This window comes from Erwinia billingiae Eb661 (assembly GCF_000196615.1).
Taxonomy (GTDB): domain Bacteria; phylum Pseudomonadota; class Gammaproteobacteria; order Enterobacterales; family Enterobacteriaceae; genus Erwinia; species Erwinia billingiae.
Genome location: NC_014306.1, coordinates 1,376,410 through 1,392,551, shown reverse-complemented (window position 1 = coordinate 1,392,551; position 16,142 = coordinate 1,376,410). Strand labels below are relative to the sequence as shown.

The following is a 16,142-nucleotide window of genomic DNA, read 5'->3' as shown; positions in this document are numbered from 1 at the left end:
GTGGGTATCGATCTTCCTGTAATCTGGTTCACCATCATCGTCTTCTCGACCCTGATGTATATCGTGATGGATGGTTTCGACCTGGGTATCGGCATCCTGTTCCCGTTCAATAAGGACGCCACCGAGCGCGACATGATGGTTAACACCGTCGCACCGGTGTGGGATGGTAACGAAACCTGGCTGGTGCTGGGCGGTGCAGCACTTTACGGTGCCTTCCCGCTGGCTTACGCGGTGATCATTGACGCACTGTCCGTGCCGCTGACCGCCATGCTGATTGGTCTGATCTTCCGTGGCGTGGCGTTTGAATTCCGCTTTAAAGCCACTGAAGAGCACCGTCCGTTCTGGGATAAGTCGTTTATCGTCGGCTCTTATCTGGCCACCTTCAGTCAGGGTGTGGCGCTGGGCGCGATCATCAACGGTTTCAGCGTGACCAACCGTGCTTACAGCGGCCCGGAACTGGGTTGGCTGACGCCGTTCTCACTGTTCTGCGGTCTGGGTCTGGTTGTGGCGTATGCACTGCTGGGCAGCACCTGGCTGATCATGAAGACCGAGAACGAGCTGCACCGGAAGATGACGGCACTGGCTAAGCCGATGTTGCTGGCGCTGCTGGCGATCATCGCCGTGGTCAGCATCTGGACACCGCTGGAGCATGCCAACATCATGCAGCGCTGGTTTACCCTGCCGAACCTGTTCTGGTTCCTGCCGGTCCCGGTGCTGGTGCTGCTGGCTTCGTGGGGACTGTTGCGTTCCCTGAAGCGCCATGCTCACTACTCGCCGTTCCTGCTGACGCTGGCGCTGGTGTTCCTGGGCTTTACCGGCCTCGGCATCAGCATCTGGCCGAACATTATTCCGCCGTCCATCACCATCTGGCAGGCGGCCTCACCGCCGCAGAGCCTTGGCTTTATGCTGGTCGGTGGCCTGCTGATCATCCCGGTGATCCTGGTTTACACCTTCTGGAGCTACTACGTGTTCCGTGGGAAAATCAAAGCAGACGAAGGCTACCATTGATTTAACGGCAATCTGATAACCACAACAGAGCCGGGTGCAGGCGGGCAGTTAAGCCACCGGCACCCGGCATACTGCGGGATATTTTGGAGACACGATGATGATTGAAGCACAACACACACAGCAGGCGGTCAAACCGCGAGCGTGGAAACGCGTACTGTGGATGGTTGCCATTTACGCGGGTAGCGTAATGGCACTTGGCGTGGTGGCGATGCTGTTCCGCGTGATGATGACCGCTGCTGGCATGAAGTCACATTGAACCTCTGATTGCCAGTTATTTGCGAAGGGCCGACATTTGTCGGCCCTTTTTCTTTACAGAAGTCATAAATAGTCACATAACCGAGGCGGCATAAGGCGCAGGATGGTCTAAGCTTTTAACGTTCATGAGGAAATCATGCCATCAAGAAGGAGACAGTATGAGTTTATTAGATAAAGCATCAGACAAAGCTGACGAAGCGCTGGGTAAAGGTCAGGAGCAATTTGGTAAAGCTGTCGATTCTCCCGAGCATGAGTTCAAAGGCCGTGTGCGCCAGGGCGCAGCTAAAGCCTCTTATGCCGTTGACGACGCCTTGGATTGCGTAAAAACCAAGACGCAGGACGCCCCGTTTGTCTCGCTGGCGATTGCCGCTGGCGTGGGCTTCCTGGCCGCGAAGATTTTTGGTCGCCGCTAATCAGCCCGCAGCGTCGCCTCGCGACGCTCTGAAAATAAAAGGCCGACATTTTCGGCCTTTTTTTCTGCCCGCTATTCCCCTTCCTGCCCCGCTTTTCCCTGTCGTTACGGCTGTCGCGATGGCTAAATTGTGATCCGATTAAAACTTCTATAACTCATTACTACCAGGCTAATAATTTCAGCACTAATTAGAACACCTTTCCCGCCAATTAATGCTTTCATTCCGTCTGTTAAGGCCGTCATTCCCGGCTTATGTCAGCACGTCCCCCCTGAACAGATCCCCTGAGCAGGAGAAAATGCTTAACAAAGCAGCGTGGCCGCGACGCACCCTGTCCAATAAATAACCTTTTGGGCAGCGCTATCACTATAAGAAAGAAGGTGTTTCACATGAAAAGCAAGCAACCAAAAACCACGTTAAAAAGATCGGTGGCGTTCTGTGGTTTAGGACTGATGCTGGCGTCAGGATCTGCACTGGCAGATTTCGCGCCGCTCAGTATGGATTCTCCCTACGCATTTGGTGACTGGGAGGGTTCCCGCACCCAGCTGAAAAATGACGGTGTGGATTTCCAGGTGAATTACACCATGGAATCCGCCAGTAATTTCTCCGGCGGCTATAACCAGTCAACCAGCGCGCGTTATACCGACCAGTGGGCGTTCGGGACCACCCTGGATCTGGAAAAACTGCTGAACTGGAATGACACCCAGTTCCAGACGACTATCACCAGCCGTAACGGTCAGGACTTAACGCAATATATTAACGATCCGCGTTCGGGTGGCCTTTCCTCAGTGCAGGAAGTGTGGGGACGAGGACAAACCTGGCGCCTGACGCAGTTCTGGTTGAATAAAGGCTTCTTTGATCATGCGGTAGAAGTGAAAGCGGGACGGGTCACGGTTGGTGAGGACTTCGACTCCTTTGACAGCAACTTCCAGAACCTGGCATTTGGTAGCGGCCAGGCAGGTAACTGGCGTGGCGACCGCTGGTATAACTGGCCGGTCTCCCAGTGGGGCGGACGCGTGAAGTTTAACTTCACGCCAGAGCTGTTCTTCCAGGTGGGTTTCTATAATCAGACGCCGTCGAACTACGATACCGGCAACGGTTTCCGCCTCGATACCAGCCCAACGCTGGGGAATATGGTGCCGGTGGAATTGGGTTGGAAACCGGCCTTTGGCGCCGACAAATTGCCGGGTAATTACCGCGTCGGGATGTACTACTCCTCGGTGCGCGGCGATAACTACAGCAGCTACAACGAGGGACAGTACGGCGAAGACAACCACTCTTACGGCGGCTACCTGCTGTTACAACAACAGCTGACCGCGATGGAAGGCGACAACACGCGCGGTTTAGGCGTGACGGTTCAGGCCGTAATGAACGACCAGAAAACCTCTAAGACCGACAACTATCAGTCCGTCTCCTTCGTCTGGAAAGGACCGTTTGATGCCCGTCCGAAAGATGAGATCGGGGTCGGTGCCGCGCGTATTCACGTCAACAATGATTACGGCAATATGCTGCGCAAAACCAACCAGGAAAACGGGGTTAACGATTACGACAACCCAACTTACCTGCCGATCCAGAGTGGATCCGAATATAACTATGAGATCTATTACAACGCTCAGGTCACCAACTGGCTGAAACTGCGTCCAAACCTGCAGTACGTCGCGTCTCCAGGTGCGGTCAGCGAAGTGAAAAATGCCTTCGTTGGCGGTATCAGCGCCAATATCAACTTCTGATCCTCGCGCGTCAGGCGGATCGTTCGATCCGCCTGCTCTTCATCCCTGCATCAACATCGACATACCCCACCTGCAAACATCAGCCCTGACTAGCGTAGCTGTGCGCGTGCCGTGTAAAAGCGGCGGTAGGCGAGATAGCCCGCAATAATCGTGGAGATGCTGGCCGTCCCCAGCAGCATAAAGGTCACCATGATCTGGTATTTGATCGCTTTAACCGGATCGATACCGGCAAAAATCAGCCCGGACATCATGCCCGGCAAGCTGACCAGCCCCACGGTTTTAGCCGCATCAACCGTTGGGATCATCGCCGCACGAATGCTGTCGCGGATAAGCCTTCCCGACGCGGTTTTGATTGACGCGCCCAGGCTCAACATCTCCTGGATTTTCTGCCGGTTGTCGGTAAAGCGCTGGTTCAGATTGCTGTAACAGAGCCCCACCGCCACCATCGCATTACCGGCAATCATCCCTGAAATCGGGATCACCTGCATCGGCATAAACTCAATCGAGCCACTTAACACCAGGATCACCAGCGTCAACGTGGTGCTGACGGTAATGGCGATAAAGGAGAGCATAAAGGCATTGCCAATATTGCGGCTGCGTTTACGGGCGTTGAGGGCCGCATTGACGCAGATAAACAGCACCATCAATACCGTCAGCCAGCGGTTGTTGAGGTCGAAAATATATTTGAGAACGTATCCGACAATAATCAGCTGAACGATCGCCCGGGCGATACTCCAGACAATGTCTTTCTCCAGCCCGAGCTTCTCTTTCTTACTGACCAGCAGCGCAATCAGCACCAGAATCAGCGCCAGGCCGAGGGATTCGTTGCTAATATTATGCTGATTCATCTGTGCCCTTCCTGACCGGTGGCTGAAGCGTCACCACGCGTTGCGCCTGATTGATCTCGGTGGTGTCATGGCTAATCCACATCACCGCCACGCCCTTATCTTTCACCAGCCCGGCAACAAGCTGATTAATCGCCTGCTTATTTTCCTCATCCAGTGCGCTGGTGATTTCATCCAGCAGCAGCACATCCGGCAGGAATTGCAGATTGCGCAGTAACGCGACCCGCTGCTTTTCTCCGCCGGAGAGCTGTTCGGTTTTTTTGGTCAGCATCTCCACCGGCAGATTGACCTTTTTCAGCCAGTCTTTCAGCTTTTCGCTGTCGACCTTTTTCTGGCGGATTTGCCACGGCAACGCAAGATTGTCATACACCGTGTCGCCAAACAGCGCCGGGGTCTGGAAGCAGTAAGAGACCTGCTGACGATAGCTTTCCGGCTTAAGTTCGTTAATGCTGCGGCCCTTAAACTGAATATCGCCGGTGGTGGGTTCGAGCAGGGAAGCGATGATTTTGAGTAGCGTGCTTTTGCCGCTGCCGGAGGGCCCGGTCAGCAGCACAAACTCACCTTGATTCAGCTGTAGCGAGACGGGGGCCAACAACGTGGTGCCATCCTGCACATAGCTAACGTCCTGCACGTCCAGCAGGAGAGAAGTTCGCGACATAATGAGTCAACCTGATGTGAAATTTAACCCCAGGATAATAACGTGATAAGGCGATAAATTTTCGCCTTTTTATCATTTACACCGCCCGCAAACGCACCGTTATGGCCCTGGCTGAACGCCATTATCGCTCAGGCGGGATCGGCCGAGGGTCGTCACCAGCGCCTTCAGGCATTTCCTGATACCTTCCATCCCACGCCCCGGACGTTCTTGATCGCTTTACTGCCGAATTTCTTACGCAACGCATGAATAAAAAATTCCACTGCGTTGCTCTCAATCTCTTCACCCCAGCCGTAAATCTTCTCCTCCAGTTCGCTGCGCGACAGCAACGTCCCCGGGCGGATCAACAGCGCCTGCAGCAAGGCAAATTCACGGTTCGACAGCCGGTAAACCTCGCCCTTTTCCACGTCGCAGGCCTCATGGCTGGCGGGATCGAGCCGGATAATGCCGTTACTCAGCACCGGGCCACAGTGGCCTTCTTTACGCCGCATGACCGCGCGTATTCTCGCCAGCCACGCGGTCATGTCGAACGGTGCGATCACGAAGTCATCCGCGCCGGCGTCAAGCCCGCGCAGCCGGTCTTCCAGCGCGTCGCGGGCGGTGATAATCAGCAGCGGCAGCATATTGCCTTTATCACGCAAGCTACTGATTACGCTAAAGCCATCGTTGCCTGGCAGCCGCAAATCCAGCAGCACCAGGTCATAACGCGGGATCGCAAGCGTGGCGATAGCCTCGGTGCCGCTGCGCAGCCAGTCCACCGCGTAGCGGGCTTCTTTTAGCGCTTCAACAACCGCTTCACCCATTATGGCGTCATCTTCTACCAGCAATATTCGCATGCTGTTCTTCCCGTCAGTGTGAATCGACTGCGTCCCCTCGCCAGCATATCAACAGTAACCCGCTAAAAATCAGCGCCACGCCTGCCAGTTTTCCCCACTGAAAGACTTCATTGAAGGCAGGCAAAATCAGCGCTGCCGCCCACACCAGCACGTAACTCAGGCTGAGCAGCGGGTAAGCTTTACTCAGGGCGATGCGTCGCAGCGCCAGCAGCCAGCACAGCATGGAGCAGGCATAGGCCGCCAGCCCGGCGAACAACGCGGAGGCGGCGAAGGGCCAGCTCAGCAAGGCGCTAAAAAAGGCTGATGGCTCGCCCACTGAAGGCAGAGACATCATTGACCAGCGCAATAACAGCTGCGCCCCGCCGACCAGCAGGACGCTGCACAGTGCCCATAAAATGCCCATCAGGTATAGGCTCCCATCACCACCACACCCGCCACAATCAAGACGATGCCCAGCCAGTGGCGGAAAGGAACGGGTTCTTTCCATAACCCGCGGGCCGCCAGCACCACAAAGATAAAGTTCAGGCTCAGCATCGGATACGCCACCCCGACCGGCACGCTTTGCAGCACCACCAGCCAGATCGCCATCGCCACGCCCAGCAGCAGCACGCTTACCCCCAGCCAGATCAGCAGGTGGCCTTTCCCCTTTTGCAAACCATGATGCGCAGCCTGCTTCTGGCACAGTTGCCCGCCGCAACTCAGCAGGCTGGCCAGCAGGATCAGCAGCAGACTCATGGCGTCTGACCGTAACGGAACAGGGCTAACCGGCCCTGCCGGTAACTGAAATCGGCTTTGGGCAGCTCTTTGTCCGGATCCTGATTGCGGGACAGCGACAGCACCAGCGTCACATCGCCCATGCGCCGATGCGCAGCCAGCCAGGCCGGGAAGTCGGCTCCGCTGACAAACTTATCGCGCGCATCCGGGTAGCTCAGCCCGTACTGCACTTCGCCCGGCTGATCGTACAGAGTGATATCGCTGCGTTGCATCTCCCACGCCAGGCCAGAAGCAATGCCGGGGTTATTCGCCAGCAAATAACGGCTGCCGGCAATATCGCTTTTGATCGCCCGGATAAATTGCTGAGGCTGTTTGGCATCCATCACGCCTGACGGGATCGCCTGGCCGATCACCAGCGCCAGCACCAGTGGGCACAGCGCGGCCAGCCCCCAGCGTGCCTGTGGCGCTTTCAGCGTTAACCCACCGCACAACGCCCAGAATGCGAAGGCCGCAGCGGCCAGCAGCACTTTGATCACTTCGTGATGACCGTAAACCGGATGCTTCGCCAGCCCCCACGGTGCCAGGAAACCGAGCACGGCGACCGTCAGCACCAGACCAAACACCAGATTTATCCAGCCATTGATTTTTAACGCCTGGCCGTTGCCTGACATCATGCTCATCGCCTGACGCGCCATCAGGATCGCCAGCGGCGCAAAGCATGGCAGGATATAGGTTGGCAGCTTGCCTTTGGCGATGCTGAAGAACAGCAGCGGCATCACCACCCAGCTCAGCAAATACAGGCTGCCGCGGCTACTCTGGCGATCCTGCCAGCCTGAACGTAAGGCAGACGGCAACAGGGCCAGCCAGGGCAGGCAGCCCATAACCAGTACCGGCAGGTAATACCAGAACGGCGCTTTATGCTGCGCGTTGGCTTCGGCAAAGCGCTGGATATGTTCTACCCAGAAGAAATAGTGCCAGAAGTCCGGTTCGCTTTTGGCGATAGCCATCGCCCAGGGTGCACTGATTAACACCGCACCGACGATGGCCAGTGGACCAAAGCACAGCAACGCTTTGAAGCGACGCTGATGAATCGCCCAGGGCAGAATGGCAATCACCGGCACCGCCAGCGCCAGGAAGCCCTTGGTCATAAAGCCCATTCCACAGGCAAACCCGAGCAGCAGCCAGCTCAGCGCTTTTTTGCCGGTGGTCGTCGCTTCCGTTGCCAGCCAGTAGCTGCACATGGCGGCGACCAGCCACAGGGTGATCATCGGATCCAGCACCGCATAGGTGCCGATGCCGTACACCAACAGACAGGTAAGGAAAATGACGCCAGAGACCATCGCCGTAGCACGATCGCGCCACAGGCGGAACGCCAGCCAGGTGACCATCAGCGCGGTCAGGGTAATGGAGAAAACGGATCCAAAACGCACGGCAAAATTGTTATGACCAAAAATCAGCTGACTGAGGTTGTTGATCCAGTAACCGGCAATTGGCTTTTCGAAATAGCGTAAATCAAAGAAGTGCGGCACCACCCAGTTACCGCTGACCAACATTTCACGGCTGATCTCCGCATAGCGGGTCTCATCAGGCTGCCATAACGCCCGAAATTCCAGTGGGACCAGGTAATACACGGCAAATAACGCCAGAAGGAGAAAGCCCTTTCTCGTCATAGTCATAAAAAATTACTCGGTTAATTGCTGGCATCCCAGCCATCCTTCACGACCGGGGAGGCTACCCCGAACAATTTTTCCTGTCGGCAGGCTGTTAAGATCGTCAGGTAAGAGCTCACTCAGCGGGCAAAACTGAATACCCTCCTGCGCGGCCAGCGTCAGCAGATCGCTGAACAGGGTGCTCATTACGATCCCCTCCACTTCCGCATGGATGGTATAAACGGGAGTGCCCTGATCCTGCTTGATGCGGTCGATAATGAACGCATTGAAGTCTTCTTTGCTCACCGTGGAGCCGACCACCTCATCCCAGGTGGGCAATGTCACCGGGATCTGCACCGTACCGGCAGTGCCATCACTTAACAGCGGACGAAACGGCGTGGTTCCCCGGCAGTCGCTGTTGTAATGAAACTGGAACGGCTCCTTCGCATTCACCACCCGTTGGTCAGCGCGCCATCCGGCGACCGCTGAACAGGTCACCGGCTGTTCGATAATCACCGCCAGCGCATCCTTTCCCAGACGGATTTGCTGCGTAAGCTGTGCCGCAGGCCAGACGCCCGCCCAGGTTTGCCACGCAAAGTGATCCCAGGCATGCAGGCCGACTTCGTGATGATCGCTGGCGGCGCTGACGATCTCCGCCAGCCCGCGTCCGATCTGACGGCCCGGCCAGGCGGTGCCCGCCAGCAGAATATCCCAGCCATACAGCGAGGCGGCGTTCGATCTCAGCATCTTCCACAGAAACCTGGGCTTCAGCAGGCGCCACAGGTGGCGCCCCATGTTGTCGGGTCCAACGCTGAAGAAAAAAGTGGCCTGAGTGCGATGCAAACTGAGGATTTCCAGCAGCTTTGGCACGCCATCCCGCGTGCCCCGCCAGGTATCGACATCTATTCGAAGGCCGACTTTCCTCATTTTTTCTCTTCCGGCACGTCCAGTTCGACCGTTCTCAGGAAGAAGTCCAGCGTGGCATCGATGGTTTTATCCATGGTCACTTCCGGCGTCCAGCCCAGCAGGCGACGGGCGTTACGGATTGCCGGCTTGCGGTGCTCAACGTCCTGATAGCCTTTGCCGTAGTAGCTGCTGCTTTCCACGTCGCGGAAACCGGCAAACGGCGGGAAACGATCGCGCAGTGGATGGCGCTCAAAGCTGGCCAGCAGCTGTTCCGCCAGCTCTTTGATGCTTGCTTCGTTATCCGGGTTACCAATGTTGATGATCTGTCCGTCGCAGTTATTGTCTTTGTTTTCAATAATGCGGAACAGCGCCTCAACGCCATCACTGATATCGGTGAAGCAGCGCTTCTGCTTACCGCCGTCCATCAGTTTGATCGGCGATCCTTCCACCAGATTGAGGATCAGTTGGGTGATCGCCCTGGAACTGCCAATGCGCGCGGCGTTCAGGTTATCCAGGCGCGGGCCCATCCAGTTAAACGGACGGAACAGGGTGAAGCGCAGCCCTTCTTTGTCGCCATAGGCCCACAGCACGCGATCCAACAGCTGCTTGGAAACCGAGTAGATCCAGCGCTGTTTGTTGATCGGCCCCACCACCAGATTCGAGGTGTCTTCATCGAAGTTCGGGTCATCACACATGCCGTACACTTCAGAGGTGGACGGGAAGATAATGCGTTTTTTGTACTTAACGCAGTCGCGGATGATCTTCAGGTTCTCTTCGAAATCGAGCTCAAAAACCCGTAACGGATTACGCGTGTACTCAATCGGCGTGGCGATGGCCACCAGCGGCAGGATCACGTCGCATTTTTTGATGTGGTATTCAATCCACTCCGAATGGATGCTGATATCCCCTTCGACGAACTGGAAGCGCGGATGGCCGATAAAGCGGCTGATGGCATCGGAGCCAATATCCAGGCCGAAAATATCGAAGTTATCGTCCTGCAACAGGCGCTCGGTCAGGTGGTTACCAATAAAGCCGTTAACGCCGAGGATCAGCACGCGCGTGCGGCGTTTCACTGCCGAAACCGGTTTGTTGGTCAACAGCGCCTGGTTTACCAGACCCAGAGTTTGTGCCAGCTGCGAGCCCTGCATGTAAACGCCGTTTTCGCTCTGTCCGGTCATCACTTCCAGCGCACCTTCACCACAGGCCACCACCAGCGGATTCACTGACAGTACGGTTCCGGCTTTGGCGGCAGGCAGATCGTGACGCACTTTGCCTTTCCAGATAATGAATTTGGCCGCGCCAACGTAGCCAAACGCACCCGGCCACGGATCGGTCACCGCACGCACCAGGTTGTTGACCACTTCCGCCGGTTGCGACCAGTCGATACGGCCATCGTCCGGCGTACGGCGTCCCACCACGGTAACCTGCGTATTGTCCTGAGCACGTTCGCTGATCTGACCATTTCTCAGCGCTGGCAGGCAGTCCGCCAGCAGATGTTCAGCGGCGGCATTAAGTTTGCGGTGCAGTGTCAGCGCATTATCGTCGGCCGAAATGCTGACTTTATCCTGCGCAATAATGGCGCCGGCATCGGCACGGGCCACCATACGGTGCAGCGTCACGCCGGTTTCCGTTTCACCGTTGACCAGCGCCCAGTTCAGCGGCGCGCGGCCACGGTATTTTGGCAGCAGAGAACCGTGCAGGTTAAACGCGCCTTTGGTCGCGATGCTTAACAATTGATCGCTCAGCAGGTTACGGTAGTAGAAAGAGAAAATGACCTCCGGCGCCATGGTTCTGATGCGGTCAACCCACAGCGGATGGTTGACATCCTCGGGCGCATACACCGGGATCCCCTGCTCTGCGGCGGTACGGGCAACGGAGGCAAAAAAGTGGTTCTCGTTAGATGAATCGGCGTGGGTAAAAATCGCTTCAATTTCATAACCGGCATTCACCAGCGCATTGATCCCAATGCAACCCATATCGTGATAGGCAAAAACGACAGCTTTCATTATTGGTCTTCCTCAGAGCGGACAGGCGCGGAGGAGTTAACTACGCGCTGGATAAAATAGCGTGGACGGGCACGGACATCGTTGTAGATACGTCCGATGTATTCCCCTAACAGCCCCATACCGACAAACTGCGCACCGATAAAAATAAACAGCACGGCAAACAGCATAAACACCCCGTCTCCGGACCACTCCGGGCCAAAGAAGAGACGTAAAACAATCAGTAACAGTGACAATGCAAAGCCGGCCAGCGCGATCAGGCTGCCAAACACGCTGAGCATCCGCAGCGGCGTGGTGGTCAGGCAGGTGACGAGGTCATACATCAGATTGATCAGCTTCATCAGGCTGTATTTGGAATCACCAAATTCACGCTCGGCGTGCAGCACCGGAATTTCAATCGCCCGACGGGCAAAGGTGTTGGCCAGAATGGGAATAAAGGTGCTGCGCTCGTGGCAGTTGAGCATCGCGTCAATGATGTGACGGCGGTAGGCGCGCAGCATGCAGCCGTAATCGCCCATCGCCTTACCGGTAGTGCGTTGAATAAGGTTGTTGATCAGCCGGGACGCGCGTTTACGGAACCAGCTGTCCTGGCGATTTTGCCGCACGGTGCCGACCACGTCGTAGCCTTCCTGCGCTTTCGCCACCAGCCGCGGGATCTCTTCCGGTGGGTTCTGCAGATCGGCATCCAGGGTGATAATTAAATCCCCGCTGACGTGGTTGAAACCGGCCATGATCGCCGAATGCTGGCCGTAATTACGGTTAAGCAGCACCGCAACAACATGGCTGCCCGGTTCTTCCGCCGCTGCGGTCAGCATCTCCGGTGAACGGTCGCTACTGCCGTCGTCCACCAGCAGGATTTCCCACGCCATTGACAGCTGGGAGCAGGCCTCAGAGGTACGGCGGATCAGCTCCGGCAGACTGTCCTGCTCGTTATACACAGGGATTACGACGGAGACTTTGTTAATAGGTTGATCAGCGGTCATGGTGTTTCTCAGCAATTTCATGCAGCGCGGCAATAACCCGGCTGACATCGTCATCGGTCATCGTTGGGAACAGCGGAATTGAACAAATGCGCTCGGAGTTCCATTCTGTTTCGGGCAGCGACAGTTCAGGAAAACGGTCCCGGTAATATTTCTGCGTATGCGCTGCGCGGAAATGCAGGCCGGTGCCAATCTGGCGATCCTTCAGTTCCTGCATCAGCTGGTCGCGGCTCAGGCCGCAACGGGCGGGATCGACGCGCAGAATAAACAGATGCCAGGCGTGCTGATGGTCGTAGTCAGGTTGCGACAGCGGCAGGAAAGGCGTGTCGGCCAACTCCTTCAGATAGCGTTCAGCGATTGCCTGACGGCGGGCATTCAGCGTTGGCAGCTTGGCCAGCTGCACCAGCGCGATGGCGGCGTTGATATCGGCGAGGTTGTATTTGTAGCCAGGCGCGATAACTTCCGCCTGCGGCGCGCGGCCGTGGGTCTGGCGGTCAAAGGCGTCCACGCCAAGACCGTGGAATTTCAGGCTGCGAATACGGTTGGCCAGCGCTTCGTTATCGGTGACGACCAGGCCACCTTCGGCGCAGGTCATATTTTTAATGGCGTGGAAGGAGAAGATTGCCGTGCCGCTGTTACCGACGTGGCGTCCTTTGTAAAAGGTGCCTGCCGCATGCGCCGCGTCATCAATCACCGGGATGCCGTAGCGTTTGCCCAGCGCATGGATGGCATCGATATCCGCCGGCGCACCGGCATAGTGAACCGGCACGATGGCTTTGGTACGGGGAGTTATCGCTGCTTCGATCAACTCAGGGGTAATCATCAAACTGTCGCGATCGATATCAATCATGACCGGCTCAGCGCCGAGCAGCGCAATCATATTCAGCGTGGACACCCAGGTCAGCGACGGGGTGATCACTTCATCGCCACTGCCAATGCCCAGCGCCATCAGGGTGACATGCATCCCGGCGGTGGCCGAGCTTACGGCTATCGCGTGTTGGTTGCCGGTCAGTTGGCAAAATGCCTGTTCCAGCTGCTGATTCTTAGGTCCAGTCGTAATCCAGCCAGAGTTCATGACTTCGCCAACCGCGGCCAGTTCGGCCTCGCCCATCGCCGGGCGAGAAAAAGGGAGAAATTCAGACATTGGTAAAATTCCTTTAACAATAACCCTAAAAAACTTTAGCAGAACGTGCGCCAACTGCGCCTAAACCAAACGCTAATGCCTTGAAATTTAATCGTCGTTTAACCAGGCCACGCCTGTCTGTCTGCGGATAGCATTGGCAAGCCCGTTGTTATCAAGCGCTCAGCAACAGTGGAAAATGACTGTATCAGAGTCAGAATGTCCGTTAATCAACATTTGCTGAACGATATAGGAGATTCCTTAGCTAAAAATTAAGATTGTTCGAGGCGTGAGAATTTAGGCAGGAAATCAGTTGCGGGGTTTAGGTTGGGTTTACTTTCGCGAGGCAATTGCGGGCAGCGGGGGAAATTCAGGCACTGGAAAAAAATGAAAACTTAAGGTTGCCTTCATCTTTTTGCCCTTTTTATTGCCAAAAAAAAGACGCCTGCATTGCGCAGACGTCCTTATTATTGGCCTTCCCTGATGAACGGGGAAGATTGGGCGAACCGGGGTTCGCCCTTATCAAGGATTACTTGGCATCATCCGGCAGAGCATAAGCAACGATATAGTCGCCCAGCTTGGTGCCGAAGGAACCATGACCACCCGCAGCGATCAGCACATACTGCTTGCCGTTCACTTCGTAGGTCATTGGAGTTGCCTGGCCGCCCGCTGGCAGACGCGCTTCCCACAGGGATTTACCGTTAGTCACGTTGAACGCACGCAGATAGTTATCTGCCGTTGCGCCAATGAACATCACGTTACCCGCTGTAGAGATTGGTGCGCCCAGCATTGGCATACCCATTTTGAATGGCAGTGGAATTGGTGAGCTGTCACGAACGGTACCGATGCGTTTTTTCCACACGATATCGTTAGTTTTCAGGTCAACCGCAGACACATAGCCCCAGGCCGGTTGCTTACAAGGGAAGCCCAGTGGTGACAGGAACGGGTTCAGGGTCACGCCGTATGGCACGCCATACTGTGGCTGAACGCCGGTTTCTGTACCGCTACCGCCTTTGTCGTTGGCATCTGGCCACAGTGGGTTGTTTGGACCACGTGGGATCAGACGGGAAACAAACGGCAGCGCCATTGGGTTGGTCACGGCGATCTGGCGATCGGTATCAACAGAGATGCCGCCCCATTCGAACATGCCCAGGTTACCCGGGAACACCAGCGTACCCTGCTCTGAAGGCGGTGTGAACGGACCTTCATAACGCAGGCTGTGGAACATCACGCGGCAGATCAGCTGATCGTAAATCGTTGCGCCCCACATGTCCGCACCGGTCAGGTTTTTCTTCGGACGGTAGGTCAGCTCAGAATACGGCTGGGTTGGTGACAGACGGTCGCCTTTCGCCGGGCCTTGTGGCACTGGCGTTTCTGGTGCAGGAACCACTTCTTTACCGGTACGACGGTCCAGCACAAAGATGTTACCGGTTTTCGCCGGAACATAAATGACCGGCACTTTGTTGCCGTTTTTGTCGTTGATATCGGCCAGGGTCGGCTGAGCCGGAACGTCCATATCCCACAGATCGTGGTGCACGGTCTGGTAGAACCACGCCAGCTTACCGGTGGTCGCGTTTAGCGCCAGCAGGCCAGAAGCGTAACGCTCCATTTCCGGGGTACGGTTGCCGCCCCAGATATCCGGTGTTGCCACGCCGATTGGCAGGTAAACCAGATCCAGCTTGGCATCATATGACGCCGGTGCCCATGAGTTCGGTGAGTTAGCCACATAGTGCTGATCTTCACCCGGCAGGACATTCGGATCTTTAGCGCCGGTATCGAAGGCCCACAGCAGTTTACCGCTGTTTACATCGAAACCACGGATCACGCCAGACGGCTCTTTGGTTGAGTAGTTATCGGTTACGGCACCGGCCACCACAATCACCTTATCGGTGATGATTGGCGGAGAGGTTGGTTCGTAAGCACCGGCACGGGCGTTAGGCATGTTCTGCTGAAGGTTCAGCTTGCCGTTTTCGCCGAATTCCGGGCACAGCGCGCCGGTTTCCGCGTCCAGCGCGTAGAGGTGACCATCGTTAACCGGCAGGATGATGCGACGTGCGCACATGGCAGGCTTGGTGCCTGCTGGCAGCGTTGCCACATCCGGCGTCTGGTAGTAAGACACACCGCGACAGGTCACGTGCTGGAAGGACGGATCGGTTTTCAGCTGTGGATCAAATTTCCACTTCTCTTTACCGGTTGCTGCGTCCAGCGCGAACAGGATCTGGTGTGGCGTACACAGGTACAGGGAATCACCAATTTTGATCGGCGTGACTTCATCAGTCAGTTCGCCTGGATCGGTTGGGCGCTTCATGTCACCGGTACGGAAGGTCCATGCTTCCTTCAGCTGGCCAACGTTCTTGTCGTTGATCTGCGTCAGCGGCGAGTAACGCGTACCGCCCTGGGTACGGCCATAAGCCGGCCAGTCACCGGCAGCGATGCCGTCGCCAGACTTCTCAATGTTCGCCGCTTGCTCCGGGCTTAGGGAACCGTTGATTTCCTGCGGATCGTTGAACACCGAGTAAGCCAGCGCAATCACCGTTACCACCAGTACCAGGCTCAGTGCGCCACGGGCAAATTTGCCCTGGCTCAGACCACGGTAAACAAACGGCAGCACCAGCCACAGGCCGAGGAAGAAGGTGACGTCCAGACGTGGCGTCAGTGCCCAGAAATCGGACCCCACTTCCCACAACGACCAAATCAGCGTTGCGAGCAGGAATACCGCGTACAGCAACAGCGCTGATGAGCGGCGACGGAACAGCAACCAGGCAACAACCAGTTCAATCACACCAGCGATGATGTAATAGAACGAGCCGCCAAGCTTGGCCAGCCAGATACCGCCAACCAGCAGGTATAACCCGCTGAGGACGGCAAACACAGCCGTAAGGATCACGAGGATTCGTGATAACGGTGCTTTACTTTGCATAGTATGGACCTTACCAAAATTTAACGTCTTCGATTTAGATCGTATGCTAAATCGCAAAAAACACCCGGTTTAACCATCTTATCCATCCGGTGTTTTGTACCCGCCGTCTTG

15 protein-coding genes are annotated in these 16,142 nt (G+C 56.1%); 4 read left to right on the top strand and 11 right to left on the bottom strand.

All coding sequences use genetic code 11. The features are described from left to right. The 4 genes from cydB to EBC_RS07795 all read left to right on the top strand — a co-directional run bounded on the left by cydB (position 1) and on the right by EBC_RS07795 (position 3,403). A complete protein-coding gene (cydB, locus tag EBC_RS07805; protein ID WP_013201251.1) occupies positions 1–1,008 on the top strand; it encodes a cytochrome d ubiquinol oxidase subunit II in 1,008 nt (335 codons plus the stop codon). 97 nt (positions 1,009–1,105) lie between these two features. Continuing rightward, on the top strand, positions 1,106–1,264 hold the full coding sequence (locus tag EBC_RS25055; RefSeq protein WP_013201250.1) for a DUF2474 domain-containing protein: 159 nt from the start codon (positions 1,106–1,108) through the stop codon (positions 1,262–1,264). Positions 1,265–1,421: 157 nt separating this feature from the next. Continuing rightward, a complete protein-coding gene (locus tag EBC_RS07800) occupies positions 1,422–1,676 on the top strand; it encodes a CsbD family protein (protein WP_013201249.1) in 255 nt (84 codons plus the stop codon). Between the two features lie 386 nt (positions 1,677–2,062). After that, the gene (locus EBC_RS07795; RefSeq protein ID WP_013201248.1) at positions 2,063–3,403 is read left to right on the top strand and encodes a carbohydrate porin; all 1,341 of its coding nucleotides are present in this window, start codon (positions 2,063–2,065) and stop codon (positions 3,401–3,403) included. A gap of 89 nt (positions 3,404–3,492) precedes the next feature. On the opposite strand, the gene fetB is transcribed toward EBC_RS07795, so the two are convergent. The 11 genes from fetB to EBC_RS07740 all read right to left on the bottom strand — a co-directional run bounded on the left by fetB (position 3,493) and on the right by EBC_RS07740 (position 16,031). Further along, on the bottom strand, positions 3,493–4,251 hold the full coding sequence (fetB, locus tag EBC_RS07790) for an iron efflux ABC transporter permease subunit FetB (protein WP_013201247.1): 759 nt from the start codon (positions 4,249–4,251) through the stop codon (positions 3,493–3,495). Next, complete coding sequence (fetA, locus tag EBC_RS07785; RefSeq protein ID WP_013201246.1) at positions 4,238–4,906, bottom strand: iron efflux ABC transporter ATP-binding subunit FetA; 669 nt, start codon at positions 4,904–4,906, stop codon at positions 4,238–4,240. The genes fetB and fetA overlap by 14 nt, the downstream gene beginning before the upstream one ends. Positions 4,907–5,070: 164 nt before the next feature. After that, positions 5,071–5,739 (bottom strand): response regulator, encoded by a 669-nt coding sequence (locus EBC_RS07780; protein ID WP_013201245.1) that lies wholly within the window; start codon positions 5,737–5,739, stop codon positions 5,071–5,073. Positions 5,740–5,752: 13 nt separating this feature from the next. After that, entirely contained in the window at positions 5,753–6,142 is a 390-nt protein-coding gene (arnF, locus tag EBC_RS07775) for a 4-amino-4-deoxy-L-arabinose-phosphoundecaprenol flippase subunit ArnF (protein ID WP_013201244.1), read from the bottom strand. Then, the gene (gene arnE / locus EBC_RS07770; protein ID WP_013201243.1) at positions 6,142–6,474 is read right to left on the bottom strand and encodes a 4-amino-4-deoxy-L-arabinose-phosphoundecaprenol flippase subunit ArnE; all 333 of its coding nucleotides are present in this window, start codon (positions 6,472–6,474) and stop codon (positions 6,142–6,144) included. The genes arnF and arnE overlap by 1 nt, the downstream gene beginning before the upstream one ends. Next, positions 6,471–8,129: a lipid IV(A) 4-amino-4-deoxy-L-arabinosyltransferase gene (gene arnT, locus EBC_RS07765; RefSeq protein ID WP_013201242.1), complete on the bottom strand. Its 1,659-nt coding sequence runs from the start codon at positions 8,127–8,129 to the stop codon at positions 6,471–6,473. Before arnT ends, arnE begins: the two co-directional genes overlap by 4 nt. Before the next feature lie 6 nt (positions 8,130–8,135). Next, on the bottom strand, positions 8,136–9,029 hold the full coding sequence (gene arnD, locus EBC_RS07760) for a 4-deoxy-4-formamido-L-arabinose-phosphoundecaprenol deformylase (RefSeq protein WP_013201241.1): 894 nt from the start codon (positions 9,027–9,029) through the stop codon (positions 8,136–8,138). Further along, the gene (gene arnA, locus EBC_RS07755; protein WP_013201240.1) at positions 9,026–11,014 is read right to left on the bottom strand and encodes a bifunctional UDP-4-amino-4-deoxy-L-arabinose formyltransferase/UDP-glucuronic acid oxidase ArnA; all 1,989 of its coding nucleotides are present in this window, start codon (positions 11,012–11,014) and stop codon (positions 9,026–9,028) included. The genes arnD and arnA overlap by 4 nt, the downstream gene beginning before the upstream one ends. Further along, complete coding sequence (gene arnC / locus EBC_RS07750) at positions 11,014–11,994, bottom strand: undecaprenyl-phosphate 4-deoxy-4-formamido-L-arabinose transferase (RefSeq protein ID WP_013201239.1); 981 nt, start codon at positions 11,992–11,994, stop codon at positions 11,014–11,016. Before arnC ends, arnA begins: the two co-directional genes overlap by 1 nt. Next, positions 11,984–13,135: a UDP-4-amino-4-deoxy-L-arabinose aminotransferase gene (gene arnB / locus EBC_RS07745; RefSeq protein ID WP_013201238.1), complete on the bottom strand. Its 1,152-nt coding sequence runs from the start codon at positions 13,133–13,135 to the stop codon at positions 11,984–11,986. The genes arnC and arnB overlap by 11 nt, the downstream gene beginning before the upstream one ends. 505 nt (positions 13,136–13,640) lie before the next feature. Further along, positions 13,641–16,031, bottom strand: coding sequence for a glucose/quinate/shikimate family membrane-bound PQQ-dependent dehydrogenase (locus tag EBC_RS07740; protein WP_013201237.1), 2,391 nt, complete (start codon positions 16,029–16,031; stop codon positions 13,641–13,643). Between the last annotated feature and the right edge of the window lie 111 nt (positions 16,032–16,142).

Excerpts from the sequence above, each read along its gene's own strand:
- fetA (WP_013201246.1), bottom strand. The coding sequence starts at position 4,906 with ATGTCGCGAACTTCTCTCCTGCTGGACGTGCAGGACGTTAGCTATGTG.
- arnT (WP_013201242.1), bottom strand. The coding sequence starts at position 8,129 with ATGACTATGACGAGAAAGGGCTTTCTCCTTCTGGCGTTATTTGCCGTG.
- arnA (WP_013201240.1), bottom strand. The coding sequence starts at position 11,014 with ATGAAAGCTGTCGTTTTTGCCTATCACGATATGGGTTGCATTGGGATC.
- EBC_RS07800 (WP_013201249.1), top strand. The coding sequence starts at position 1,422 with ATGAGTTTATTAGATAAAGCATCAGACAAAGCTGACGAAGCGCTGGGT.
- EBC_RS25055 (WP_013201250.1), top strand. The coding sequence starts at position 1,106 with ATGATTGAAGCACAACACACACAGCAGGCGGTCAAACCGCGAGCGTGG.
- arnF (WP_013201244.1), bottom strand. The coding sequence starts at position 6,142 with ATGGGCATTTTATGGGCACTGTGCAGCGTCCTGCTGGTCGGCGGGGCG.
- EBC_RS07795 (WP_013201248.1), top strand. The coding sequence starts at position 2,063 with ATGAAAAGCAAGCAACCAAAAACCACGTTAAAAAGATCGGTGGCGTTC.
- arnC (WP_013201239.1), bottom strand. The coding sequence starts at position 11,994 with ATGACCGCTGATCAACCTATTAACAAAGTCTCCGTCGTAATCCCTGTG.
- fetB (WP_013201247.1), bottom strand. The coding sequence starts at position 4,251 with ATGAATCAGCATAATATTAGCAACGAATCCCTCGGCCTGGCGCTGATT.
- EBC_RS07740 (WP_013201237.1), bottom strand. The coding sequence starts at position 16,031 with ATGCAAAGTAAAGCACCGTTATCACGAATCCTCGTGATCCTTACGGCT.
- EBC_RS07780 (WP_013201245.1), bottom strand. The coding sequence starts at position 5,739 with ATGCGAATATTGCTGGTAGAAGATGACGCCATAATGGGTGAAGCGGTT.
- arnE (WP_013201243.1), bottom strand. The coding sequence starts at position 6,474 with ATGAGTCTGCTGCTGATCCTGCTGGCCAGCCTGCTGAGTTGCGGCGGG.
- arnD (WP_013201241.1), bottom strand. The coding sequence starts at position 9,029 with ATGAGGAAAGTCGGCCTTCGAATAGATGTCGATACCTGGCGGGGCACG.
- arnB (WP_013201238.1), bottom strand. The coding sequence starts at position 13,135 with ATGTCTGAATTTCTCCCTTTTTCTCGCCCGGCGATGGGCGAGGCCGAA.